The 23,474-nt window shown below is 63.8% G+C and carries 19 protein-coding genes and 1 pseudogene; 10 read left to right on the forward strand and 10 right to left on the reverse strand.

Annotated features, from left to right (window positions below; translation table 11 throughout):
• Both MOV74_RS09330 and MOV74_RS09335 read right to left on the reverse strand, forming a co-directional pair.
• Window positions 1–207, reverse strand: a pseudogene (locus MOV74_RS09330) (diguanylate cyclase); the annotation flags it as partial.
• Between the two features lie 220 nt (window positions 208–427).
• Window positions 428–1,393 (reverse strand): sensor histidine kinase, encoded by a 966-nt coding sequence (locus MOV74_RS09335; protein WP_246920552.1) that lies wholly within the window; start codon window positions 1,391–1,393, stop codon window positions 428–430.
• Window positions 1,394–1,572: 179 nt separating this feature from the next.
• On the opposite strand from MOV74_RS09335, the gene MOV74_RS09340 reads away from it, so the two are divergent.
• Entirely contained in the window at window positions 1,573–2,412 is an 840-nt protein-coding gene (locus MOV74_RS09340; protein ID WP_246920555.1) for an SDR family NAD(P)-dependent oxidoreductase, read from the forward strand.
• A 257-nt stretch (window positions 2,413–2,669) separates the two neighbouring features.
• On the opposite strand, the gene MOV74_RS09345 is transcribed toward MOV74_RS09340, so the two are convergent.
• Both MOV74_RS09345 and MOV74_RS09350 read right to left on the reverse strand, forming a co-directional pair.
• A complete protein-coding gene (locus MOV74_RS09345) occupies window positions 2,670–4,046 on the reverse strand; it encodes a cytochrome P450 (RefSeq protein ID WP_246920558.1) in 1,377 nt (458 codons plus the stop codon).
• A 235-nt stretch (window positions 4,047–4,281) separates the two neighbouring features.
• Window positions 4,282–5,517 (reverse strand): LLM class flavin-dependent oxidoreductase, encoded by a 1,236-nt coding sequence (locus MOV74_RS09350; RefSeq protein ID WP_246920560.1) that lies wholly within the window; start codon window positions 5,515–5,517, stop codon window positions 4,282–4,284.
• 191 nt (window positions 5,518–5,708) lie between these two features.
• On the opposite strand from MOV74_RS09350, the gene MOV74_RS09355 reads away from it, so the two are divergent.
• Window positions 5,709–7,121, forward strand: coding sequence for an MFS transporter (locus MOV74_RS09355; protein WP_246920564.1), 1,413 nt, complete (start codon window positions 5,709–5,711; stop codon window positions 7,119–7,121).
• A gap of 141 nt (window positions 7,122–7,262) precedes the next feature.
• Window positions 7,263–8,444 (forward strand): PHB depolymerase family esterase, encoded by a 1,182-nt coding sequence (locus MOV74_RS09360; RefSeq protein WP_246920566.1) that lies wholly within the window; start codon window positions 7,263–7,265, stop codon window positions 8,442–8,444.
• Window positions 8,445–8,502: 58 nt separating this feature from the next.
• Here MOV74_RS09360 and MOV74_RS09365 read toward each other — a convergent pair whose 3' ends face one another.
• Window positions 8,503–8,805, reverse strand: coding sequence for a hypothetical protein (locus MOV74_RS09365; protein WP_246920576.1), 303 nt, complete (start codon window positions 8,803–8,805; stop codon window positions 8,503–8,505).
• A gap of 139 nt (window positions 8,806–8,944) precedes the next feature.
• Here MOV74_RS09365 and MOV74_RS09370 point away from each other — a divergent pair, with 139 nt between their 5' ends.
• Window positions 8,945–9,313, forward strand: a complete 369-nt coding sequence (locus MOV74_RS09370) for a helix-turn-helix domain-containing protein (RefSeq protein WP_246920578.1) — start codon at window positions 8,945–8,947, stop codon at window positions 9,311–9,313.
• A gap of 3 nt (window positions 9,314–9,316) precedes the next feature.
• On the opposite strand, the gene MOV74_RS09375 is transcribed toward MOV74_RS09370, so the two are convergent.
• Window positions 9,317–9,985: an MBL fold metallo-hydrolase gene (locus tag MOV74_RS09375; protein ID WP_246920580.1), complete on the reverse strand. Its 669-nt coding sequence runs from the start codon at window positions 9,983–9,985 to the stop codon at window positions 9,317–9,319.
• Window positions 9,986–10,145: 160 nt separating this feature from the next.
• Here MOV74_RS09375 and MOV74_RS09380 point away from each other — a divergent pair, with 160 nt between their 5' ends.
• On the forward strand, window positions 10,146–11,744 hold the full coding sequence (locus tag MOV74_RS09380; protein ID WP_246920598.1) for an alpha-amylase family glycosyl hydrolase: 1,599 nt from the start codon (window positions 10,146–10,148) through the stop codon (window positions 11,742–11,744).
• A 200-nt stretch (window positions 11,745–11,944) separates the two neighbouring features.
• Here the strand turns inward: MOV74_RS09380 and MOV74_RS09385 are convergent, their stop codons facing one another.
• On the reverse strand, window positions 11,945–13,645 hold the full coding sequence (locus MOV74_RS09385; protein WP_246920601.1) for an alpha-amylase family protein: 1,701 nt from the start codon (window positions 13,643–13,645) through the stop codon (window positions 11,945–11,947).
• A 289-nt stretch (window positions 13,646–13,934) separates the two neighbouring features.
• Between MOV74_RS09385 and MOV74_RS09390 the strand changes: the two genes are divergently transcribed.
• Window positions 13,935–14,423 carry an MmcB family DNA repair protein gene (locus tag MOV74_RS09390; RefSeq protein WP_246920617.1) on the forward strand — a complete coding sequence of 163 codons (489 nt, stop codon included), beginning with the start codon at window positions 13,935–13,937 and terminating at the stop codon, window positions 14,421–14,423.
• A 282-nt stretch (window positions 14,424–14,705) separates the two neighbouring features.
• Here MOV74_RS09390 and MOV74_RS09395 read toward each other — a convergent pair whose 3' ends face one another.
• Together MOV74_RS09395 and MOV74_RS09400 are read right to left on the reverse strand one after the other, a co-directional pair.
• Window positions 14,706–15,260 carry an ActR/PrrA/RegA family redox response regulator transcription factor gene (locus MOV74_RS09395; protein ID WP_008141807.1) on the reverse strand — a complete coding sequence of 185 codons (555 nt, stop codon included), beginning with the start codon at window positions 15,258–15,260 and terminating at the stop codon, window positions 14,706–14,708.
• A 194-nt stretch (window positions 15,261–15,454) separates the two neighbouring features.
• Complete coding sequence (locus tag MOV74_RS09400; protein ID WP_246920603.1) at window positions 15,455–16,777, reverse strand: ActS/PrrB/RegB family redox-sensitive histidine kinase; 1,323 nt, start codon at window positions 16,775–16,777, stop codon at window positions 15,455–15,457.
• A gap of 106 nt (window positions 16,778–16,883) precedes the next feature.
• On the opposite strand from MOV74_RS09400, the gene MOV74_RS09405 reads away from it, so the two are divergent.
• The 4 genes from MOV74_RS09405 to MOV74_RS09420 all read left to right on the forward strand — a co-directional run bounded on the left by MOV74_RS09405 (window position 16,884) and on the right by MOV74_RS09420 (window position 21,113).
• Window positions 16,884–17,687: an ABC transporter ATP-binding protein gene (locus tag MOV74_RS09405; protein WP_246920605.1), complete on the forward strand. Its 804-nt coding sequence runs from the start codon at window positions 16,884–16,886 to the stop codon at window positions 17,685–17,687.
• Window positions 17,688–17,787: 100 nt separating this feature from the next.
• Entirely contained in the window at window positions 17,788–18,606 is an 819-nt protein-coding gene (locus MOV74_RS09410; RefSeq protein ID WP_246920608.1) for an ABC transporter permease, read from the forward strand.
• A gap of 121 nt (window positions 18,607–18,727) precedes the next feature.
• Window positions 18,728–20,056 carry a polyhydroxyalkanoate depolymerase gene (locus MOV74_RS09415; RefSeq protein ID WP_246920612.1) on the forward strand — a complete coding sequence of 443 codons (1,329 nt, stop codon included), beginning with the start codon at window positions 18,728–18,730 and terminating at the stop codon, window positions 20,054–20,056.
• 217 nt (window positions 20,057–20,273) lie between these two features.
• Window positions 20,274–21,113, forward strand: a complete 840-nt coding sequence (locus MOV74_RS09420; RefSeq protein WP_246920614.1) for a M48 family metallopeptidase — start codon at window positions 20,274–20,276, stop codon at window positions 21,111–21,113.
• 336 nt (window positions 21,114–21,449) lie between these two features.
• Here MOV74_RS09420 and MOV74_RS09425 read toward each other — a convergent pair.
• Window positions 21,450–23,474, reverse strand: a 2,025-nt coding sequence (locus MOV74_RS09425; protein ID WP_246920616.1) for a transglycosylase domain-containing protein, incomplete at its 5' end; no start/stop codon positions are given.

Below are 23,474 nucleotides of genomic sequence, written 5' to 3' on the forward strand. Positions count from 1 at the left end.
AGCCTTGCGGCAGGCTTCGCGGCGCGGCGCCAGATCGGGTGATGGTCGGCTGCCGTCCATGCCGAGCTGCGCGGCCGCGGCGTCGTTAACCAGCAGAAGCTCGCCATGTGCGTCCTGCACGGTCAGGCCGGCCGGCAGCATTCTAACGATTTCCTTGAGAAAACCGAGCTCGGCTTCATTCGCGCCGGAGTATGTGTTGTCGTTCATAGAAGTCATGAATCTTGTTGTTTCGGCGCCTTTGCAATGGACGCGATCTTGCGTTGTTCCCTCTTAAGTTTGGTTAAGGGGTCCGGAGAAATACGGGGGTGTTTTGGAGAAAACTTGCGGCGTTGCGACGCGCGCTGACGATCGTCATTAACAGAGGGTCAACAGCGCATGCGAAACCGCGGGCGAGGGCCGCGGGTGCGCTTTCACGTGGCGCACGATGCTATTCGCTTCGCGGGATTCGGCATTGCATGATGCAATGCAGCCCGGTCTTCAAGTAAGAGATCTCGGATTTGCCATCGAAGGCCGACAGTGCCGATTTCAACAGCTTGGTGCCGAAGCCCGGCTCGGACACCTTGTCCACGCTCGGCCCCTCGGTTTCGTCCCAGGTGATGGTCAGGCGGTCGTCGCTGACGGTCCACGACACCTGCAACAGACCACGGGGCGAGGAGAACGCACCGTATTTTCCTGCATTGGTAGCAAGCTCGTGAAACATCAATGACAGCGTGACGGCGAGCTTCGGCGGCAGGAACAGTCGCTCGCCATTGAGCGTGAAGCGGACATGGCCGTAAGGGCCGAGCTCCGAGATCAGGAGATCGCGGATGTCGCAGCCGGCCTTGTCGATCCGCGAGATCAAATCATCGGTCGCGGCCAGCGAGCGCAGCCGCGGATCGACCCGGGCCCAGACCAGCGGCTGGTCATGCAGCACCTGGTGCAGCACGGCATGCACCGTCGACAGCTTGTTCTTCAGCCGGTGCTGGAGCTCGTCGACCAGCAGCTTGCGATAGTCTTCTTCCTCGATCAGCCGCCTGGAGATCCGGCGCTGCTCCGCCAGCATGGTGCGATAGTGCTCGACGCCCCAGATGGTGAGCGCACAGACCGCCCAATAAAGTGCCAGCAGGGCAAACCGTGCGTGATCGGCCAAGGCATCGCTGAAATTCACGACGACGCCGAGCACGCCGCCGAAGAGCGCAGTCACGATTCCGATCCGGAAGCCTCCGAACGCGGCGGCAAAGAACACGGCCGGAAAGTAGGGGGTGAAGTAGACATCTGGCCGCACATGCGCGAGAGCCCAGCGCGCCAGCGTCGCAACCAGCAGGCAGGCCACCGCAAACGCAATGCTCAGACCGAGCGATGGCGGCGCCGCACCCTGCCAGCCCCTACGGAATTCGTCGATCAGCTTCCCCATGCGCAGCCCAGTTGCGATATGCGTTCGAAAATCGATCGGTCCATGAGGATGTTACGCATCCCGCCCGCACAAGCATAGCTTGCCTTGGCGGAGGCAGGCAGGGATAGTGTCCGCCGCGGCGATGGCAGCGGCCGATGTTCGCCATTTGGCATCAAATCGTTCGAAAACAGGAACATTCCATGGGCAGGCTGGACGGCAAGGTTGCGGTGATCACGGGAGCGACGAGCGGGATCGGATTGCGCACTGCGGAAGTCTTCGTTGCCGAAGGTGCCAAAATTGTGATCGCGGGGCGCCGCCTACCGGAGGGCGAGGCGCTGGCGAAGCAGCTCGGGGCCGACTGCATCTTTCGCCAGACCGACGTGACGGTCGAAGCCCAGATGCAGGCCCTGATCGCGCTGGCCGTGGACAAGTTCGGCCGGATCGACTGCCTGTTCAACAATGCCGGCGGCCCGGCGCAGACCGGCGGCATCGAGGGCCTCGAGGTCGAGCGCTTCGATGCGGCGATGGCGACGCTGGTGCGCAGCGTCATGCTCGGCATGAAGCACGCCGCGCCCCACATGAAGAAGCAGGGAAGCGGCAGCATCATCAACAACGGCAGCATCGCCGGACGTCTCGCCGGGTTCTCGTCCTCGATGGTCTATGGCGCGGCCAAGGCGGCGGTGATTCATCTCACCAAATGCGTGGCGATGGAGCTCGGCGAGTCCAATGTGCGCGTCAATTCGATCTCGCCCGGCGCGATCGCGACCGGCATTTTCGGCAAGGCGCTCGGGCTCTCGACCGACGCCGCGGAGAAGACGCCCGCGGTGATGCGCGAGGTCTACAAGACCGCGCAGCCGATCCCGCGTGCCGGCCTTCCCGACGACATCGCCCATGCCGCGGTGTTCCTGGCCAGCGACGAATCCAGCTTCATCAACGGCCACGACCTCGTCATCGACGGCGCCATGACCGGCGGCCGCAACTGGAGCCAACAGCAGCAGGGCTATGTGGCCTTGCGCAAGGCGTTCGATCAGGGGGCGTAGTTGCTCAGGGAACGGGTGCCGTAGGGGTGGGCAAAACGAAGCGTGCCCACGAATACTTCTCATTGCGACGAAACGTGGACACGGCGCTTCGCGCCTTTGCCCATCCTACGAGACCTACGATCTGAGTGAGGTCCCGTGCCCCGGACGCGGTGCGGCGCGAAGTGCCGCTCCGCAGAGCCGGGGCCCATCTCTCCAAACAAAAGTGGCGCGAGATTCTGGGTCCCGGCTCGCGCTTCGCGCGTCCGGGACACGGTCATTCATACCGCCTTCACCCGCACCCGCAGCCCGTCCCGCGGCTTCGGGATCGGCCACATCTGCCAGTCCGGCTTGTAGCCGGGCTCCAGCGACACCTCGATGTTCTGCAGGAAGTGCCGCGCGAAGCATTTCGCCTGCATGTAGGCGAAGTGCAGGCCGAGGCACATATGCGCGCCGCCGCCGAACGGGACCCAGGCGAAGCGGTGGCGGCTGCGTTGCGCTTCCTCGGTGAAGCGCAGCGGATCGAAGCAATCCGGCTCCGGCCAGATGTCTTTCATGTGATGCGTATAGAGCGGATTGACGCCGACCGCGGTGCCGGCGGGAATCGTAAAGCCCTTGAAGGTGAAATCGCGCATGGCGCGGCGCGGCATCGAGGGCACCGGCGGCTTGATCCGCAGGGCTTCCTTGAACGCCATCTCGCAAAGCGGCATCTTTTCGAGATCGTCGAAGCTGCTCGGCGCATCCGCCGCCAGCCCGAGCGCCAAAACTTCCCCGCGCAGCCTGTCCTGCCAGTCCGGATTGGCGGCGAGCTCGCCGATGAAGGAGGTCAGCGACGAGGTCAGCGTGTCGTGCGCCGCCATCATCAGGAAGCTCATGTGGTCGATGATGTCCTGCTCGGACAGCAACGCGCCGTCCTCATGGGTGGCGCGGCAGAGCTGCGAGAACAGGTCATCGCCGCCATGATTGCCGCGACGCAGCGGGATCTGCTCGCGGAAATAGGCGACGATGCGCTTGCGCCCCCGTACGCCGGCCGCCATCTGGGTGCCGGGCAGCGGGCGGCGGATCGGGGCGACGGCAGCCGCCACCATGTCGACGAAGGCGCGGTTGATCTCGTCGACCTCCGGTCCGATGTCGGCGCCAAGGAAAGATGCAGCAGCGAGATCGAGCGTGAGCTGCTTCATCGCGGGGTAGAGCTGCATCTCGCCGGGCTTGGCCTTCCACTGCGCGACCCGCGCGGAGATGCCACGGTCGAGATCGCTGAGATAGGACTTCATTGGCCCGGACTTGAACGCGACCGACAGCGCCTTGCGGTGCAGCCGGTGCTCGTCGAAATCGAGCAGCATCAATCCGCGCGGAAACAGCAGGCCGAGCACCTTGTTCCAGCCGTGGGTCGACGAGAACAGCTTTTGCTGGTCGAACATCACGAGCTCGTTGGCCTCGGGCCCGAGCAGCACGACATTGGTCTCGCCGAAAACATGCGTGCGGTAGACCGGTCCGTATTTGGCGCCGTTCGCCTCGATATGGCCCTTGGGATCGGCCAGCACCTGCAACGTCTTGCCGATGATCGGCCAGCCTTCGTCGCCGGGAATGTGCGTCAGAGCGTTGCGTTTGGGCGCGGTGAAGTCGGGCACCCTTGCGGCCACATTCTGCATCGACATGAGGGTTGCTCCGGTTGGCAGGCTCCGCCAGCGTAACACAATCCGGGCACGATGATGCGAGAGTTGCCGGCGCAATTTGCCTCGGATGTCGTCCCCGCCTAGGCGGGGACCCATAACCACAGGGAGAAGCTTTGGTGCGAGGCTAGTAACTCCGAGTCTTCGTAAAGCTGCATCCTGTGGTGATGGGTCCCGGGTTCGCGCTGCGCGCGCCCCGGGACGACGAGTGGAGCAGGACCTATCGCTTCGCCGCTTCCTTCTGCAGATCCGGGGCGTTGACGGCGGGAATGGCGACGCGGCCGGGGCCGGTCACCTTCAGCGCCTCGGCGGCCTTCTCGTTCTCCATGATCTTGGCCATCACCGCCTGTCCCGCGCGCTCGAAGATCGCGCGGTTCTCGATCACGAACTTCTGCGACCTGCGTAAGGAATCGATGTAGCCGTTGATCTCGGGCACGACATAGCGCGCCACCATGTCCCAGCTTCGGCGCGTATTTTCCGGATTGGCCCAGTCGTGCACGAAACCGATGACGGCGCCGACGCCGCCGGACACCTGCATCACGTTCTTGATGGTTTTGACGAGGTCGTCGGGCGTACCGATGGTGGATGCCGCGCCCTCGACGAAGGCCGTCTTGTCCACGGCCTCGTCGGGCGAGGAGAATGCCGTCAGGCCCGGCCGCTGCAGCGTCCCGACATTATACTCGTTGTGCCAACGCATCAGCCCGGCGCCGGCTTCCTTGCGCGCCTGCTCGCGGGTCTCGGCGATGTGAAAGGTCAGCAGCACGCGCCAGTCGGCGCGGCTCACCGTGGTGCCGTGCTTCCTGGCGGCGTCCTCGGCAAACTGCCATTGCTGCTGCAGCGACATCAGCCCCTGCGTCGTCATCGAGCCCAGCGAGATGATGCCGATGCCGTATTTGCCGGCGAGCGTCATGCCGGAGGGCGAGATCTGCGAGGCGACGACGAACGGCATCTCCTCCTGCAGCGGCAGGATCTGCAGTGCGGCATCGTTCATGGTGAACCAATCGCTCTTGGCGGTGACACGCTCGCCGTTGAAGAGCCGGCGGATGATGCCGATGGCCTCGTCCTGGCGGTCGCGCTGCGTCATCGGGTCGATGCCGAGCGTGTGTGCGTCGGAGGCGAGCGCGCCGGGGCCGGAGCCGAAGATGGCGCGTCCGCCGGTCATGTGGTCGAGCTGCACCATGCGCTGGGCGACGTTGTAGGGATGATGATAGGGCAGCGACACCACGCCGGTGCCGAGCTTGATCCGCTTGGTGCGCTCGCCGGCGGCAGCCAGGAACATCTCGGGCGAGGCGATCATCTCCCAGCCGGAGGAGTGATGCTCGCCGCACCAGAACTCGTCATAACCGAGCGCGTCGAGCTGCTCGACCAGGTCGAGATCGCGCCGGAACTGCAGCATCGGATGCTCCCCGATCGGGTGATGCGGGGCAAGAAAGGCTCCGAACTTCAGGCGCGCCATGGCGTTCTCTCCGGCTTTGATTTTTCTGTTCGTTGAGACGGTGAGGCTACGTGCCTGACGGCACGAACGCAATCGTGCGGTGTCCCGTGTTGCGGAATGCAGGCATGCGTGGCCTCCTACCTGCGAGGTAATCGCGGCACCGCATGAGATCTGAAATCCTGGGAATAACGAGGTTCCAGAGTCATGCGCAGATGCATCAGATCGTCACACGACAAATCGATTCCTCCCGCCGCTGGTGGGTGCTGGCGATCGTCGTCGCCGCCCAGTTCATGTTCGGCGTCGATGCCTTCGTGGTCAACGTCGCCATTCCCACCATCGCGGTCGAGCTGAAGGCCTCGCCGGCGCAGATCGAATCCGTGATCGCGATCTATCTGATCGCCTATGCCACGCTGGTCGTCACCGGTGGCCGGCTCGGTGACATTCACGGCACCAGAAATGTGTTCCTGGCCGGTGTGCTCGGTTTCACCCTGACGTCACTGTGGTGCGGTCTCGCGCAATCCGGCGCGGAGCTGATCATCGCCCGGCTGGCGCAGGGGGCGACCGCCGCGTTGATGGTGCCCCAGGTGCTGGCGACGCTGCATCTGTTGTTCGCCGATGAGACGCGCAGCCGCGCCTTCGCCATCTACGGCATCGTGCTGGGGTTGGCAGGCGCCGCGGGCTTCCTGCTCGGTGGTCTGCTGATCACGGCTGATCTTGCCGGCACCGGCTGGCGTTCGGTGTTCTTCATCAACGTGCCCTGCGGCCTCGTCATTGCGGCTGCGGCCTGGCGCATCATGCCGTCGGCGTCGCGGCGATCAGGTACAAGGCTCGACATCAAAGGCAGCATGGTCCTGTTCGCGGGGCTGCTTTTCCTGATCGGCCCGCTGCTGTTCGGTCACGATGTCGGCTGGGCGCCCTGGCTGTGGGCCGTGATGGCAGCCGGCGGCGTCATCCTGGCCGCGTTCCTGAAGCTGGAGCATGCTGTCGCGCGCGCCGGCGGAATGCCGCTGATCGACCTGACGCTGCTGGCGGACGCCGCCTTCCTGCGCGGGCTTGGCGCTGCCTTCTTTTTCTTCTTTGCCAATCTCTCCTTCTATCTGGTGATGACGCTTTTCATGCAGCGTGGGCTCGAGATCCCGCCGCTTTCAGCCGGCGTGGCCTTCATTCCGCTCGCGCTCGCTTTCGTCGTGGCGTCACGTCACAGCGGTGCGCGGGCGCGCCATCGCGGCACCAAGGTCTTGATCGAAGGCTGCGCGCTTCAGATCGCAGGCCTCGCCGCGCTCGCGCTCGTCGCGCTTTTGATCGATGCGCCGTCGCCGCTCCTGCTCGCGCTCACCATGATCATCTTCGGTTACGGTCAGGGATTGGTGATGGCGCCACTCTCCGGCGCGGTGCTGTCAAGTGTGAAGCCCGTCGCCGCAGGCTCGGCCTCCGGGATGTACGGCACCACGGCGCAGATCGGAAATGCGGCCGGAGTGGCCGCAATCGGCGCGGTGTTCTTCGCCGTCGAAGCCTTGCAATCAGCGCGCGCAGGATTTCTCGTTTCGCTTGCGCTGTTTGTGACGTTAATCATGGCCTGCGTCGCATTCCTGACGTGGATGCGCCGCGCCTCTGCACGAAGTTGAGGCATTTGGTGGTTAATGCCTGCGGATCCCCGGGAAATCCCTACGATTTCGTAGGATTGGCAGCGCACGGCCTTTTTATTTTGCAATGCAGCAACTATCTGGTTTGGCTGGACGTTGAACGTCGCCCACCAGGAATTTGCCGTGTCGTTAGCGAAAAATGTCGATTTGTTGAGACGTCTGCCCAGGTTGGACGGTCTGCGCTTTGCCGAGCTCGGTCGCAGCGCTGATGCGTCCAGTCCATTGGAAGAGATCACGGGATTCGGCGACAATCCCGGAGCCTTGCGCATGTTCGCGTTCGTGCCGACGCAGTTGCAGAAGCCGCGCGCGCTGGTCGTCGTGCTGCATGGCTGCGGGCAGACGGCCGGGGCTTACGATCTCGGTGCGGGCTGGTCGACGCTCGCGAAGCACTATGGTTTCGCGCTGTTGATGCCGGAGCAGCAGCGCATCAATAACGGCAATACCTGCTTCAACTGGTTCAATCCGGAAGACACGGCGCGGGGCAGCGGCGAGGCGCATTCGATCCGCGAGATGATCGCGTACATGGTCAAGGCGCATCGCATCGATCCCAAGTGCGTCTTCATCACCGGTCTGTCCGCCGGCGGCGGCATGACATCGGTGATGCTCGCGACCTATCCGGAAGTCTTCGCGGCCGGCGCGATCATTGCCGGATTGCCCTATGGCATCGCCTCGAATCTGCGCGAAGCGTTGGACGGCATGTTTCACTCCCCGGTGCGTCCAACGCGCGAGCTCGGCGATCTCGTGCGCAACGCCTCCGATTATCGCGGTCCCTGGCCGAAAATCTCGGTGTGGCACGGCAGCGCCGATCGCACCGTCAATCCCGGCAACGCCAACGAGATCGTCAAGCAGTGGCTCGATCTGCATGATCTCCCGGAAGCGCCGATGGCGGAGACCAATGTCGACGGCTATCCGCGCCAGGCCTGGTGGAACAAGGACGGCGAGACGCTGGTCGAATTCTACGCCATCACCGACATGGCGCACGGCACGCCGCTTGGGCTCGCCGACAACGATCAGCGCTATGGTGTCGAAGGCGCCTTCCTGATCGAGGCCGGTATCTCCTCGTCCTATCACATCGCAAAATTCTTCGGCCTCACCGACTGGATCGCAGACGCTGCGAAGGCGGAAGCCAAGTCCGCAACCAAGCCTGCAACAAAGCAGGCGCTCTCGCCCGCGCCGCATCTCGCCCGCTCGATCCGCGCGGCGGTCGCCGAACAGCCGGCCGAGCCGAAGCGCGAGGAGGCCCGTGGCTTCGATCTCGGCCAGATCATCACGCGCGCGCTGACCGCGGCGGGATTGATGAAGTAGTCTCGCCGTCGTTCCTGCGAACGCAGTGCGTTCGCAGGGACGACAGCTGAGTTTGCGGCTACGCCGTCTGGTCGATCAACTCGATCGGCGTTGCCGTCACCTCGCCGCCGGAGACTTGCCGCGTCATCGCCGAATAGGTCTTGAAGAAGTCGCGCGACTGCAGCGTCTTCTGCGCATCCTCGTCGGCGACGCTGGCGAGATGGAAGTAGTGGCCGTCGTCGCGATTTTTCAGCACGCGATAGCCGATCCGTCCTTTTAGCTCTGGATCGCTGTCGATCGCCTTGATGAAGCGGGCGATCTCCTGGTGCCAGGCCTCTGTGACGCCGTCCTTGAATTCATATCGGATCATGAAGTGCTTCATGTGACGCTCCCTGTTCGTCGTGTGCGTCATCATCTGCGGCTTGCGGACGATCCCGCAAGTATGGACAAAATTGATAGTATGGACTTTTTCGACGTCGCTCCTATCCTCATTGCAGCTGGATGCGCATGGAGGAGACGACATGGCAAAGGCAATGCCGGCGCGAACCTGTCCGGTCGCGGCCTTTCAGAAGATGATCAGCGGCAAGTACAAGCTGCGCATCATCTGGGACCTCAAGGACGGCCCGCGCCGCTATGGCGAGATCCGCAGCGGATTGTTGCGCGGCACGACTGGCAGCGCGGAGATCACTCCGCGCGTTCTCAGCCGCGAGCTGAAGGCGCTGACGATGAGCGGCCTGATCGACCGCAAGGATTTTGGCGAGGTGCCGCCGAAAGTCGAGTATCGCCTGACCCGCAAGGGCAAGAGCTTCGTGCCGGTCGTCGCCGCCATTCGCGAATGGGGCGAGCGTCACCTCGGCGAAGCGGCGGCACTCACCGAGGCCGCCGAATAGCGCCTATGTCTCGCCGGTGATGAACGGATTGGTCATCCGCTCCTGGCCGATGCTCGAGCCGGCGCCATGGCCGCAGATGAAGCCGACGTCGTCGCCGAGCGGCAGCAGTTTTGTCAGGATCGAGTTGATCAAGGTGGCGTGACTGCCGCCGGGCAAATCGGTGCGCCCGACCGAGCCGGCGAACAAGACGTCACCGACATGGGCAAAACGCAATTCCTTGTTGAAGAACACCACGCTGCCCGGCGAATGGCCGGGGCAGTGGAAAATCTCGAACGAGAGGTCGCCGATCGACACGGTGTCGCCCTCGGCGAGCCAGCGGTCCGGCGCAAAATTGCGTACGCCGGTCATGCCGAAGCGCGCGCCGCTCTCGACGACGTTGTCGAGCAGGAACTTGTCCGCTTCATGCGGGCCCTCGATCGGCACCCTCAGCGCATCGCGCAGGTCGGCCGCGCCGCCGACATGGTCGATATGGCCGTGGGTCAACCAGATCTTCTCGACGGTGACCCCGGTCTGCTTGATCGCGTCCAGAATCTTCGGCACGTCCCCGCCGGGATCGATCACCACGGCCTTCTTGGTGGGCTCGTCCCAGATGATGGTGCAGTTCTGCTCGAACAGCGTCACGGGAACGATGATCGCGCCCGCCTTGGATTGGGTGTCGTTTTGCTCGGTCATGGCGCCACAATGCCGATTTTTGCCATGCCGCCAAGCAAAAGATTCGTCTCCGCGCCCGGGAACAACCGCCACACGGCGGTCCCAATTGGCCTGCCAATTTGAACCGAGGCCGCGTTGTCGCGTCCTCCTGCGCAAGATACGGATTTTGGGGTCTTCCGGTATGGTTCAAAGCGATGGCAACTGGTGGCGCGACGGCATCTTCTATCAGATCTACCCGCGCTCGTTTCAGGACTCCAACGGTGACGGCATCGGCGATCTCGCCGGCATCCTGCAGCGGCTGCCTTATGTGAAATCGCTGGGGGTCGATGCGATCTGGCTGTCGCCGATCTTCCCCTCGCCAATGGCCGATTTCGGTTACGACATCGCCGACTATACCGGCATCGAGCCGCTGTTCGGCACGATGGAAGACTTCGATACGTTGATCGCTGCCGCCCACGACAACGGCCTGAAGTTGATCCTCGACCTCGTGCCGAACCACACCTCCGATCAGCATCCGTGGTTCGTCGAGAGCCGCGCCTCGCGCGACAATCCAAAACGCGACTGGTACATCTGGCGCGATCCGGCGCCAGACGGTGGCGTGCCCAACAACTGGCTGTCCGAGTTCGGCGGCAGCGCGTGGCAGTTCGACGAGACCAGTGGTCAATATTACTATCACGCCTTCCTGGCCCAGCAGCCGGACCTGAACTGGCGCAATCCGGACGTCCGCAACGCGATCTATGACGTGATGCGGTTCTGGCTCGACAAAGGCGTCGACGGCTTTCGCGTCGACGTGATCTGGCACCTGATCAAGGATTCCGAATTCCGCGACAATCCGCCAAATCCGCACTATGTCGAGGGTCGGCCGCCGAACGAAAGGATCATGACGCAATATTCCACCGATCAGCCGGAGGTGCATGACGTTATTGCCGAGATGCGGCGCGTTACCGATGGCTTTGGAGCCCGCGTGCTGATCGGCGAGGTCTATCTGCCGCTGCATCGCCTCATGGCCTATTACGGCAACGACCTCACCGGCGCGCAGATGCCGTTCAATTTCGCGCTGCTCTCGACGTTCTGGAGCGCGCGCTCGATCGAGACCATCATCGAGGATTACGAGAAGGCGCTGCCGCGCGGCGCGTGGCCGAACTGGGTGCTCGGCAACCACGATCGTCCGCGTGTTGCGAGCCGCGTCGGGTCGGAACAGGCTCGGGTCGCCGCGATGTTGCTGCTGACGTTGCGCGGCACGCCGACTCTCTACTACGGGGATGAGATCGGCATGCACCAGGCGGCCATCGCACCGGAGGATGTCCAAGATCCCTTCGAGAAGAACGTGCCCGGCATCGGCGTCGGCCGCGACGGCTGCCGCACGCCGATGCAGTGGGATTCCTCGCAATTCGGCGGATTCTCCGCGGCGCGGCCGTGGCTGCCGCTGCCGGAGCACTATGTGCGCGACAATGTCGTCAATCTCGAAGCCGACGCGCGCTCGATCCTCAACCTCTACAAGCGCCTGATCGGCTTGCGGCAGAGCTGTCCGCCGCTGGTCGCGGGCAATTATCATCCGATCGCGGCGCAAGGCGATCTTCTGATCTATCGCCGTGAAGCCGAAGGCAGGGCCGTGATCGTGGCGCTCAATCTCGGAGCCGAGCCGATCGCGGTGACGACGAGTGCGATAAGGTTCGGCAGCGAGGTTTTGCTGTCGACATACCTGGATCGCGAGGGCGAGCGGATCGAAGGCGTGCTGGATCTGCGTGGCAATGAGGGGGTGATCGTTACTCCACCCTAGCTGTCGTCCTGGATGGACAAAGCGTAAGGCTGGCCATCGCCATTTCGCCGCCATTGCGAGGAGCTCGCGACAAAATTGCGTAGCAATTTTGCCCTGATGCGACGAAGCAATCCAGACTCCCTCCGCTGAAAGACTCTGGATTGCTTCGCTGCGCTCGCAATGACGATCGTTGAAGCAGCGGGGCAGACGACGGCATTCACTCACCCCGGATGCTTATTCCCCCGCACCGTATCCTCGTCGATATCGCTCCGCTTCAGCAGATAATCCAGCCCGCCGACCCGGTACCAGCGATACCCGTAAGGCTCCAGCACGATTCGGTGCTGGCCGCGCTTGTCGGCGTGGCTGTGGTCCTCCGCGAGAAGGTTGATCAGGTGCGCGCCGGCCTCGCTTGATAGCCCCACCGAGAACGCGATCTCGCGCGGCTTTTCATCGAGATTGTGCACGAACAGCACGGAATTGTTGCGCCAGTCGTAGCGCATGATGAACACGGCGGGATCGCGCGTCGGGACGATGGTGAAATCGCCCCAGCCGACCTCCGGCACCTCCTTGCGCATGCGGACGATGCGCTCGGTCCAGTTCAGCATGGAGTTGGGATCGCGCCGCTGTTTGGCGACGTTGACGTGCGGATAACCGTAAGGCCCCTTGTCGATGACGGGGCAGGCCGGCTTGTCGCTCTTGGTGAAGCCGCCATGCGGCTCGGTCGACCATTGCATCGGCGTGCGCGCGCAGTTGCGCTCGGGCAGCGAGAGGTCGTCGCCCATCGCGATCTCGTCGCCATAGCGGATCACCGGCGTTCCCGGCAGCGTGCACATCAGGCTGTAGGCGAGCTCGAGCCGCCTGCGGTCGCCGCCCAGCATCGGCGCGAGGCGGCGGCGAATGCCGCGGTCGTAGAGCTGCATATCCTTGTCGGGGCCGAACGATTTGAACACGGCATCGCGCTGCGCCTTGGTCAGGCGGCCGAGATCGAGCTCGTCGTGATTGCGCAGGAACAGGCCCCATTGCGCCGTGGCCGGCCGCGGCTTGGTCGCCTTCAACGCCTTCGCCAGCGGTCGCGAGTCGCCCGAGGCCAGTGCATAGAACAAATGCTGGTTGACGTGGAAGTTGAACATCATGTGCATGCGGTCGGCGTCGCGGCCAAAATATTCCATGTCCGTCTTGGGCAACACGTTGGCCTCGGCGAGGATGATGGCGTCGCCCTGCCGCCATTGCAGGAATTCGCGGAACGCGCGCAGCATGTCGTACTGCTCGACCGGATTCTTCACCTTCGCGCCCTTTGTCGCGATCACGAAGGGCACCGCGTCCATGCGGAAGCCGGAGACGCCGAGCTGGATCCAAAAGCCCATGATCTTGAGGATTTCCGCCTGCACGTACGGGTTCGATGTGTTGAGGTCAGGCTGGAAATCATAGAAGCGATGGAAGTAGTACGCGCCCGCTTCCTTGTCCCGCGTCCAGGTCGATTTCTGCACGCCGGGAAACACCATGCCCTTGTTGGCGTTGGCGGGCTTCTTGTCGGACCACACATACCAGTCGCGATAGGGCGAGGCCTTGTCGCGCCGTGCCTCCTTGAACCAGTGATGCTGGTCCGAGGTGTGGTTGACGACGAGATCGATGATGATGCGGATGCCGCGCTGCTTGCAGCCATGGGCGAACTCGACGAAGTCGCCGAGCGTGCCGTAGCGGGCATCGACACTGTAATAGTCCGCGATGTCGTAGCCGTCGTCGCGGCCGGGCGAAGTCTGGAACGGCATCAGCCAGATCGTGGTGATGCCGAGGCCGTGCAAATAGTCGAGCCGGCGGAGCAGGCCCTTGAAATCGCCGATGCCATCGCCGTCGGCGTCCATATAGGAGCCGACGGACAGGCAATAGATCACGCCGTTCTTGTACCAGAGATCGTCGATCATGCGCCGATAGCCTCGGGTGGTTCCGCCGAGGTGCGGCGGCTGCGTGATAAGTGCGTGGAGGAGGGGAGGTTCCCGCGCGCTCGCCACACACGCGCCGTCGTCCCGGGGCGCGCCACTTGGCGCGAGCCCGGGACCCAGCCACAGGGAGTAGTTTGGCGAGATTCGGAGTGACCTGCTCACCCTACAACAGCGCCTGTAGGTATGGATTCCCGGCTCGCGCTTCGCGCGCCCCGGAATGACGGGTGGAGAGACAGTGTCCGCCTCAAACGGAATCGGTTATCCTCTCCTCATGGACAACACCGCCCGCATCACCCTCGTGCCGCCGCCCGATCGTCGCCAATCGGAAACGGCGCTCGCCATCGCGCGCGGTACGTCCCGGCTGCTGCGTTCGCTCGGCTTCTCCTGCATCAGCGAATTGCCGCTGCCCTCGGGCCGGCGCGCCGATCTCGTGGCGCTGAACGAGCGCGGCGAGATCTGGATCGTGGAGATCAAGTCGTCGGTGGAGGATCTGCGCGCCGACCAGAAATGGCACGAATACCGCGCTCATTGCGACCGGCTGTTCTTCGCCTTCACACAGGACCTGCCGTGCGAGATCTTTCCGCAAGATACCGGCCTGATCGTCGCGGACGCCTATGGCGCGCACATGCAGTGCGAAGCGCCCGAGCACAAGCTCGCGGCCGCCACGCGCAAGCAGATGACGGTGCGGTTCGCGATGGCGGCAGCCTTGCGGATCAACCGCCTGGTCGACCCGCAGGGCCACGCGGATTTCTGGGAGTAGCGGCGCCGCAAACGTTGGTGTCGTAGGGTGGGCAAAGCGAAGCGTGCCCACCACCTCTATCCAAAGCAGACAGATCGTGGGCACGGCGCTTTGCGGCTTTGCCCACCCTACGAGACCTGTTTCCGACGAGACCTATGTCCCGTCATCCTGAGGTGCGCGCTCTTGCGCGCCTCGAAGGATGCGCGGCCTCTATGCAGCCGGGCCGTCGCCCTTCGAGGCTCGCCTTGCTTCGCAAGACGAGCACCTCAGGGTGACGGTGAGAGATTGATTGCGGGGAACGAATTACCGCGGCGCGCGCTTTGCGAGGATGCGCTGCAACGTCCTGCGATGCATGTTCAGCCTGCGCGCCGTCTCCGAGACGTTGCGGTTGCACATCTCGTAGATGCGCTGGATGTGCTCCCAGCGCACGCGGTCGGCCGACATCGGGTTGGTCGGCAGCTCGGATTTCTCAGCGCTCGTCGACAGCAGCGCCGCGACGACGTCGTCGGCATCCGCGGGCTTGGAGAGATAATCGATCGCGCCCATCTTCACCGCGGTGACGGCGGTGGCAATGTTGCCATATCCGGTCAGCACGATCGCGCGCGCGTCCGGGCGCTTCTTCTTCAGCGCGGAGACCACGTCGAGGCCGTTGCCGTCGCCGAGCCGCAAGTCCACCACCGCGAATGCGGGCGCAGCCTTGCCGATCTGCGCAAGACCGTCCGAGACGGTATCGCATGACGTCACCGCAAAGCCGCGCGTTTCCATGGCGCGCGACAACCGCTCCAGGAACGGCTTGTCATCCTCCACAATGAGCAGCGAGCGGTCGGTCTGTTCGTTCAGTTCGGCGATGGCGTTCAAGGTTTTTTCCTCTCTCCAACGCGTCTACATATGGCCTCGCAACCGGGCGGTGCCAAGACCGCCGATAGTCGATCGGCCCTGTTGTGCGACGCAAGGTCGCGGCCTCAAGCGCGATGACTCGTCATCGCGCCTGCGATTCTTGTTTTCAGCATGATCCTGTCGGAAAACCGCTGAACGCTTTTCCGGATCATGCCCTATCCTATTGCTTCTTCGAGGGTCTCGATAGCCTCAAATCGCTGCCTGGGCCACGTGATCTGGACCACGGCGCCGTGTTCCGGAAAGGTCCGGTTGGTAAACGAGACCTTGGCGCCGGTACGTTCCAGCAAGGTGCGCGCGATGAACACGCCCAATCCGAGGCCGCGCCGTTCACCGCTGCCATCATCCTGGCTGCGCCGCCGCGACAGATAGGGCTCGCCGATCCTGTTGAGGATATCGGGCGGAATGCCGGGGCCGTCGTCGGAGATCACGAGTTCGATATCATCCTTGTTCCACCACGCGTTCACCTCGACGGTGGTGCGAGCGAAATCCACCGCGTTCTCGACGATGTTGCCGAAACCGTAGAGGATCGCCGGATTGCGCGAGCCGACCGGCTCGGCCACGGCGGCGACCGCGATCCGCACCTTGATGTCGACGCCGAAATCGCGGTGCGGGGCCACCACCTCCTCGATCAGCTCCGACACCTTCATGCGGTCGAACGGCGCGCCGGTCGAGGAGAGCTGGGTGATCTTGCTCAGGATGTCGCGGCAGCGCTGGGTCTGCTCGCGCAGGGTTTTCAGATCGGCGGCAAAACTTGCGTCCTTGACTGTCTTTTCCAGCTCGCGTGAGATCAGGAAGATCGTGGCGAGCGGCGTGCCGAGCTCGTGCGCGGCTGCAGCTGCGAGCCCGTCGAGCTGAGTCAGATGCTGCTCGCGCGTCAGCACCAGCTCGGTCGCGGCCAGCGCATCCGCGAGCTTGCGCGCCTCCTCGGTGACCTGGAACGAGTAGAGGCTGGTGACGCCGATCGCGAGCACGATCGACAGCCAGACGCCGACCAGATAGATCGGCGGCAGCACCAGTGGATCGTCGGAATCCCAGGGCAGCGGAAAATGGAAGAAGAACAGGATCGAGGCGCAGGCAACAGCCAGAAGACCGAGGCCGAAGGTGAAGCGGGCCGGCAGCGCCGTGGCCGAGATCAGCACCGGCGCGAGGAACAGGAAAGAGAACGGGTTCTGCAAGCCCCCGGTGAAGAACAACAGGCCAGCCAGTTCCACGATGTTCAGCGCGAGCAGTCCGGCCGCCTGCATCGGCTCCAGCCGGTGCATCGGATTGGCCGCGGTCTGGAGTCCCAGATTGAGCGCCGCCGACAGGGCGATGATGCTGACGCAGGGGACGATCTCGACATCGAACTCCAGCCCCTGCGCCACGATGAAGATCGCGGCGAGCTGGCCGAGCACCGCGAGCCAGCGCAGCCGCAGGATCGTGTCCAGGCGGATATGCCGCTGCGCGTGGCGGAAGTTGGAGGCGGCAAGTTCGGTCATGTCGGCCAATGTGGCGGTACCTTCTAAGCTCACAAACGCTGGGCTCGCGGAACCACCGGATTACAAGCCTTGCGCTCCCTGCCGCAATAGCAGAAGAACGGTCAGCATGACCGAGAATGACAAGGCTTCAAGTCGGCCGACTGTCGCGGAGCGCAGCCCGTCCGCGGCGATCACGGTCGATCATCTCGTCAAGGTCTACAAGCAGACCCGCGCCGTCGACGATATCTCCTTTTCGCTGCCGCGCGGCAGCATTACCGGGTTGCTCGGCGGCAACGGCGCCGGCAAGACCACGACCATCGCGATGATCATGGGCCTGGTGCTGCCGACCTCCGGCCGCGTGCAGGTGCTCGGCCATCGGATGCCCGAGGAGAGCGCGGCCGTGCTGGGGCGGATGAACTTCGAGAGCCCCTATGTCGACATGCCGATGCGGCTCACGGTGCGGCAAAACCTGACGGTGTTCGGCAAGCTCTATGCGGTGAAGCACCTCGCCGGCCGCATCGCCGAACTCGTCGACGATCTCGATCTCAACGAGTTCATCGACCGTGCCAACGGCAAGCTGTCCGCCGGGCAGAAGACCCGCGTCGCGCTTGCGAAAGCGCTGATCAACCGGCCCGAGCTGCTGCTCCTGGACGAGCCGACCGCCTCGCTCGATCCTGACACCGCCGACTGGGTGCGGGCGCATCTGGAGCGCTATCGCAAGGAGAACAACGCCACCATCCTGTTGGCTTCGCACAACATGCTCGAGGTCGAGCGGCTCTGCGACCGCGTCATCATCATGAAGCGCGGCCGCATCGAGGACGACGACACGCCCGAAGCCATCATGGCGCGCTACAACCGCACCACGCTTGAGGAGGTGTTTCTGGACGTCGCGCGCGGCCGGGTGAACGGCGCGAAGGAGGCGGCAAGATGAGGGGGAGCTATCGTAGCCCGGGTGAGCGTAGCGATACCCGGGAACGCTGCGAGCAAAGACCCGGATGTCGCTTCGCTCATCCGGGCTACGGGCTGCCGCAATGACCGACATCTCCCTCCGCGGCGGCATCTCCGTCCATCGCATCGGCGCGATGATCCTGCGCTATTGGTATCTGTTGATGTCGTCCTGGCCGCGGCTGCTCGAGCTCTTGTACTGGCCGGCGCTGCAGGTCATCACCTGGGGCTTCCTCCAGCTCTACATCGCCGAGAACGCCAATTTCTTTGCGCGCGCCGGCGGCACGCTGATCGGCGCCGTCATCCTCTGGGACATCCTGTTCCGCGGACAGCTCGGCTTCTCCATCTCGTTCCTGGAGGAGATGTGGGCGCGCAACATCGGCAACCTCATGATGAGCCCGCTGAAGCCCATCGAGTTTCTGCTGTCGCTGATGGTCATGAGCTTGATCCGGCTCGCGATCGGGATCGTCCCGATGACGCTGCTGGCGCTGTTCCTGTTTCACTTCAACGTCTATGCGCTCGGCCTGCCGCTGATCGCGTTCTTCTGCAATCTGATCTTCACCAGCTGGTCGGTCGGCATCTTCGTGTCGGGGCTTGTGCTGCGAAACGGCCTCGGCGCCGAGAGCATCGTCTGGACCTTGATGTTCGCGATCCTGCCGCTCGCCTGCGTCTACTATCCCGTCAATGTGCTGCCGCTCTGGCTGCAACATGTCGCCTGGGCGCTGCCGCCGACTTACGTGTTCGAGGGTATGCGGGCGCTCTTGATCGAGCAAACCGTTAGGACCGATCTGATGTTGAGCGCGCTGGCCATCAATGCAGTGCTGCTGGTGGTATCATTTGGGGCATTCCTTGCCCTTTTGCGCAGCGCCAGGAAGCATGGCTCGCTGCTTTCGAGCGGTGAATAACCTCACTTTCCCGTGGATTCAGGGTCATTTATCCGTTCAGACCACGTAGATGTACGTAAGCATGCATTGACGCAATATTACGCATTCGGCAGTATGTTGCGATGCGAAGAGGGATATGATTATGCCGATTGGTGAGTTTGGCGGCGCGCCGCCCCTGGCTGCAGAAGGCAGTCCGGTCCTGACGACGCCGATGTACTGGATGTACGAGATGGCACAGGCCTCTCTCAATCCGGCACGCGCCGTCACCGATGCAACCAAGCTCCTGTTTCAGAATCCGCTCAATCCGTGGGCGCGCACCGAGGTCGGCAAGTCGGTCGCGGCGGCCTGCGAGTTGTTCGAGCGCACCACGCGCCGCTACGGCAAGCCGGAATGGGGTCTCAACGACACCGAGGTCAACGGCATCCGCGTCCCGATCGAGATCCGCTCGGTCTGGGAAAAGCCGTTCTGCCGGCTGCTCTACTTCGATCGCAAGTTCGCTCGTCCCCTGCGCAGCCCGCAGCCGCGCGTGCTGATCGTCGCCCCGATGTCCGGCCATTATGCGACGCTGCTCCGCGGCACGGTCGAGGCGTTCCTGCCCGCGCATGAGGTCTACATCACCGACTGGGCCGACGCCCGCATGGTGCCGCTCAGCGACGGCCGCTTCGATCTCGACGATTACATCGACTACGTCATCGAGATGCTGCACGTCCTCGGCGGCAACACCCATGTCATGGCGGTGTGTCAGCCCTCGGTGCCTGTCGTCGCCGCCGTCTCGGTCATGGAAGCGCGGCGCGATCCCTTCGTGCCGACCTCGATGACGCTGATGGGCGGCCCGATCGACACCCGCCGCAATCCGACCGCGGTGAACAATCTCGCCCAGGAGCGCGGCATCGACTGGTTCCGCAACCACGTCATCACCAAGGTGCCGTTCCCGCATCCGGGCATGATGCGCGACGTCTATCCGGGTTTCCTGCAGCTCAACGGCTTCATCAGCATGAACCTCGACCGGCACATGGACGCCCACAAGCAGCTCTTCGCCCATCTGGTGAAGGGCGACGGCGACCTCGTCGACAAGCATCGCGACTTCTACGACGAATATCTCGCGGTGATGGACCTCTCCGCCGAGTATTATTTGCAGACCGTCGACACCGTGTTCGTGAAGCACTCGCTGCCGAAGGGCGAGATGACCCATCGCGGAACCCGCGTCGATCCCTCCAAGGTCACGCGCGTGGCGTTGATGACGGTCGAAGGCGAGAACGACGACATCTCCGGTCTCGGCCAGACCGAAGCAACGCACACATTGTGCAGCGCGATTCCCGATCATCGCCGCGTTCATTACGTCCAGAAGGGCGTCGGACATTACGGCGTGTTCAACGGTTCGCGCTTCAAGTCGGAGATCGTGCCGCGGATTCACGACTTCATGGTCTCGGCTGCGAATCCGAGCTCATTGCAGGCTCTCGCGGCCGAATAATCCCCGATTTCGGCTTTCCCGTCGAAATCTCAGCCCCTGCCGGAGACTTCGGCAGGGGCAAGTTCCCTCCAGATTCGCGGTATTTAGGTAGTTTTATAGGAGTGAGTCTGTCCTCACCCCTTGGGGGTGTCGCATGCATCCAGCGAGGGCGAAAAAAGCCGGTTCCAACCCCAGTCTGTAGGGTCTCCCGGACGCCAGACCGCTGTATATTGGGCAAATGATTTGTTTTTGCGCCGAGCGCTTTCCCTGGCGGCGGTTATGGCAGAATCCGGGCGCCCTCCTGCCCCCCGGACTGACAGACATGGCCACTCGCGCACTCCTCTATCGGCGGCCCCACGAACCGAAGACCCTCGTCATCACCCACGGATCGCAATTTTTTGCCATCCGATTGCGCCGGCACAGACGCGCGCGGCGCTACACGCTCAGAATTCATCCGAGCGACCGCGAAGCCATCCTCACGATGCCGCCGCGCGGCACGCTCGCCGAAGCAAAAGACTTCGCGCAGCGTCACGGTGCGTGGATTGCCGCGCGTCTCGGTCGCTTGCCGAAGGCCGCGCCGTTCCAGCCCGGCACGGTGATACCGCTCCGCGGCACGCCACATCGCATCGTTCATCGCGCCGGCACGCGCGGCACGGTGTGGACCGAGGTGCGCGATAGCGGCGAACGCATTCTGTGCGTCGCCGGCGGGCTCGAACATGTCGATCGCCGCGTCGGTGACTTCCTCAAGCGCGAGGCGCGCCGCGACCTGCAGCGTTCAGCGGAAGCCTACGCCGCCGAGCTCGGTGTCAGGGTCAAGCGCCTCTCGATCCGCGATCAGTCCAGCCGCTGGGGTTCTTGCACCTCGGCCGGCTCGCTGTCGTTCTCCTGGCGCCTGATCCTCGCGCCGGCCTTCGTGCTCGACTACCTCGCCGCGCACGAAGTCGCCCATCTCGTCGAGATGAACCACTCGGCGCGGTTCTGGCGCGTCTGCGGCAAGGTGTGTCCGTCGATGGAACGCGCCAAGAAGTGGCTCGACACGTATGGCAATGATCTGCACCGCTACGGGGCCGAGGATTAGGCTCTCGCTGCCAACGTCTTGAAGGTGTCATCGCCCGCCTTGTGCGCTCTTGCGCACTGGAGCGGGCGATCCAGTATTCCAGAGGCCGTAGTGATTGAATCGATGGGCTGCGGCGTTCTGGATTCCCCGCCTGCCGCCTGCGCTAAAGCTTCGGCGCGCCCAAGACTGAAACCTCGGCGAAACCTTGGCGTAGCCGGGTCGCGGGGAATGACAGCGCAGCGCGCTTCAGTCATCTGTGCCGCTCACGCAAGCCGTTGATTTCGTTATCCTCGGCTACTGTGCATGGGGTTGTTTTCGCAGTTTTTGTTTTGAGGCCACGGGGACCTCAGGCAAAGCCTAGCGATTCCCGCCAAACAGCCGGTCCATCAGCCAGCCATCCAGCCCCGCCGCTGCTTCCGGCCGCGCATTGGCTCGCGTCGGCGGCGGGCGATAGCCGCCATTGTTGGCCGATGCTGGAACGGGCGCGGCCACTGTCGGTGACGACACCTGCGAAGCTGCCTGCGCCAGGTTCGACAGGCCCCAGCCACCTGGTGCGCTCGGCAACGCCGCCACCGGCACACCCTCATGCGCGGTCTTCATGAAGCGCGTCCAGACTTCCACCGGCAGGCCGCCGCCGGTGGCCTTCTTGGTCGGCGAGTTGTCGTCATTGCCGAGCCAGACACCGGTGACGAGGTTGGCAGTGTAGCCGATGAACCAGGCGTCGCGATAATCCTGGCTGGTGCCGGTCTTGCCGGCCGCCGGCCAGCCCGGGATCTCCGCCTTCTTGGCGGTGCCTGATATCAGCGTTTCCCGCATCATCGTGTTCATCATGCCGACATAGCGGGGGTCGATGACCTGATTGCGTTCCTCAGGCTGGCGCATGTAGAGCAGCTTGCCGCTGAGCGTCCTGATCCGCGTCACGACATGCGGCGCCACCCCGAAGCCGCCATTGGCGAAGGGCGCATAGGCGCCGACCAATTCGACCACGGAGACCTCGGAGGTGCCGAGCGCGATCGAGGCGTTCGGCTCGAGCTTCGAGGAGATGCCGAGCCGGTGCGCGGTACGCACGACGTTCTTCGGCCCGACCTCGAGGCCGAGGCGGATGGCGACGGTGTTGAGCGACATCGCCAGCGCCTGCGTCAGCGTCACCGCGCCGAAATATTCGTGGGTGTAGTTCTCGGGCCTCCAGCCCTTGACCTCGATCGGCGCGTCCTGGCGCATCGTGTCAGGCGTCAGACCCTGTTCGAGCGCGGTGAGGTACACGAACGGCTTGAACGAGGAGCCGGGCTGGCGCTTGGCCGTGACCGCGCGATTGTACTGGCTCTCGGAATAGTTCCGCCCGCCCACCATGGCGCGCACGGCGCCATCAGGCGTCATCGCCACCAGCGCGCCCTGGCTGACGTTGAACTTGACGCTCTTGGCTGCGAGCTCGTCGATGATGGCGGCTTCCGCCACGCTCTGCAGCTTCGGATCGATCGTGGTCTCGACCTTGATGCTCTCGTCGATCTGGCCGACCAGATCGTCCAGCACCTCGCCGATCCAGTCGGCGACGTAGTTGACCGTGCCGGCACCGGCCGGCTTCACATTGTAGGAGGGTTGGCCGATCGAGGCCTTCGCCTGCGCTTCGGTGATGAACTTCGCATCAGCCATCGCCGCGAGCACGATTTGCGCGCGCGCTTCTGCGCCTTCAGGATTGCGGTTCGGTGCGAGCCGCGAGGGCGACTTGACGAGGCCGGCGAGCATTGCCGCTTCGGCGACCGTGACGTTCTTGGCCGACTTGCCGAAATATTTCTGCGCCGCCGCCTCGACGCCATAGGCGCCCGAGCCGAAATAGACGCGGTTCAGGTAAAGTTCCAAAATCTCGTTCTTGGAATGCTTGCGCTCCAGCCAGATCGCGAGCTCCGCCTCCTGCAGCTTGCGCTGCATGGTGCGCTCCTGGGTCAGGAACAGGTTCTTGGCGAGCTGCTGCGTCAGTGTCGAGCCGCCCTGCGAGACGCCGCGATGGAGCACGTTGGTGACGAGGGCACGCAGGACGCCGACGGGATCGATGCCGAAATGCGAATAGAAGCGGCGGTCCTCGATGGCGATGAACGCCTTCGGCAAATAAGGCGGCAAGTCCTGCAGCGCGACATTGGCGCCGGCCATCTCGCCGCGCTGCGCCAGCATGCTGCCGTCGATGCCGACGATCTGGATCGTCGGCGGGCGTTTGGGAATCTCCAGGGACTGGATCGGTGGCAGATGGGCGCCGACATAGATCACGACGCCGATCACGGCGATCACGCCCCACAGGCTCAGCACCGCGCCCCAATAGACCAGACGGCCGAGGCCGAAGCCACCGCGCGACTGCGACCGGCGCTTGGCGCCGCTGCGGCGGGCCGACGT

It is taken from the genome of Bradyrhizobium sp. SHOUNA76 (genome assembly GCF_023006445.1).
GTDB lineage: Bacteria > Pseudomonadota > Alphaproteobacteria > Rhizobiales > Xanthobacteraceae > Bradyrhizobium.

Excerpts from the sequence above, each read along its gene's own strand:
- MOV74_RS09335 (WP_246920552.1), bottom strand. The coding sequence starts at position 1,393 with ATGGGGAAGCTGATCGACGAATTCCGTAGGGGCTGGCAGGGTGCGGCG.
- MOV74_RS09340 (WP_246920555.1), top strand. The coding sequence starts at position 1,573 with ATGGGCAGGCTGGACGGCAAGGTTGCGGTGATCACGGGAGCGACGAGC.
- MOV74_RS09345 (WP_246920558.1), bottom strand. The coding sequence starts at position 4,046 with ATGTCGATGCAGAATGTGGCCGCAAGGGTGCCCGACTTCACCGCGCCC.
- MOV74_RS09350 (WP_246920560.1), bottom strand. The coding sequence starts at position 5,517 with ATGGCGCGCCTGAAGTTCGGAGCCTTTCTTGCCCCGCATCACCCGATC.
- MOV74_RS09355 (WP_246920564.1), top strand. The coding sequence starts at position 5,709 with ATGCATCAGATCGTCACACGACAAATCGATTCCTCCCGCCGCTGGTGG.
- MOV74_RS09365 (WP_246920576.1), bottom strand. The coding sequence starts at position 8,805 with ATGAAGCACTTCATGATCCGATATGAATTCAAGGACGGCGTCACAGAG.
- MOV74_RS09370 (WP_246920578.1), top strand. The coding sequence starts at position 8,945 with ATGGCAAAGGCAATGCCGGCGCGAACCTGTCCGGTCGCGGCCTTTCAG.
- MOV74_RS09375 (WP_246920580.1), bottom strand. The coding sequence starts at position 9,985 with ATGACCGAGCAAAACGACACCCAATCCAAGGCGGGCGCGATCATCGTT.
- MOV74_RS09380 (WP_246920598.1), top strand. The coding sequence starts at position 10,146 with ATGGTTCAAAGCGATGGCAACTGGTGGCGCGACGGCATCTTCTATCAG.
- MOV74_RS09385 (WP_246920601.1), bottom strand. The coding sequence starts at position 13,645 with ATGATCGACGATCTCTGGTACAAGAACGGCGTGATCTATTGCCTGTCC.
- MOV74_RS09390 (WP_246920617.1), top strand. The coding sequence starts at position 13,935 with ATGGACAACACCGCCCGCATCACCCTCGTGCCGCCGCCCGATCGTCGC.
- MOV74_RS09400 (WP_246920603.1), bottom strand. The coding sequence starts at position 16,777 with ATGACCGAACTTGCCGCCTCCAACTTCCGCCACGCGCAGCGGCATATC.
- MOV74_RS09405 (WP_246920605.1), top strand. The coding sequence starts at position 16,884 with ATGACCGAGAATGACAAGGCTTCAAGTCGGCCGACTGTCGCGGAGCGC.
- MOV74_RS09410 (WP_246920608.1), top strand. The coding sequence starts at position 17,788 with ATGACCGACATCTCCCTCCGCGGCGGCATCTCCGTCCATCGCATCGGC.
- MOV74_RS09415 (WP_246920612.1), top strand. The coding sequence starts at position 18,728 with ATGCCGATTGGTGAGTTTGGCGGCGCGCCGCCCCTGGCTGCAGAAGGC.
- MOV74_RS09420 (WP_246920614.1), top strand. The coding sequence starts at position 20,274 with ATGATTTGTTTTTGCGCCGAGCGCTTTCCCTGGCGGCGGTTATGGCAG.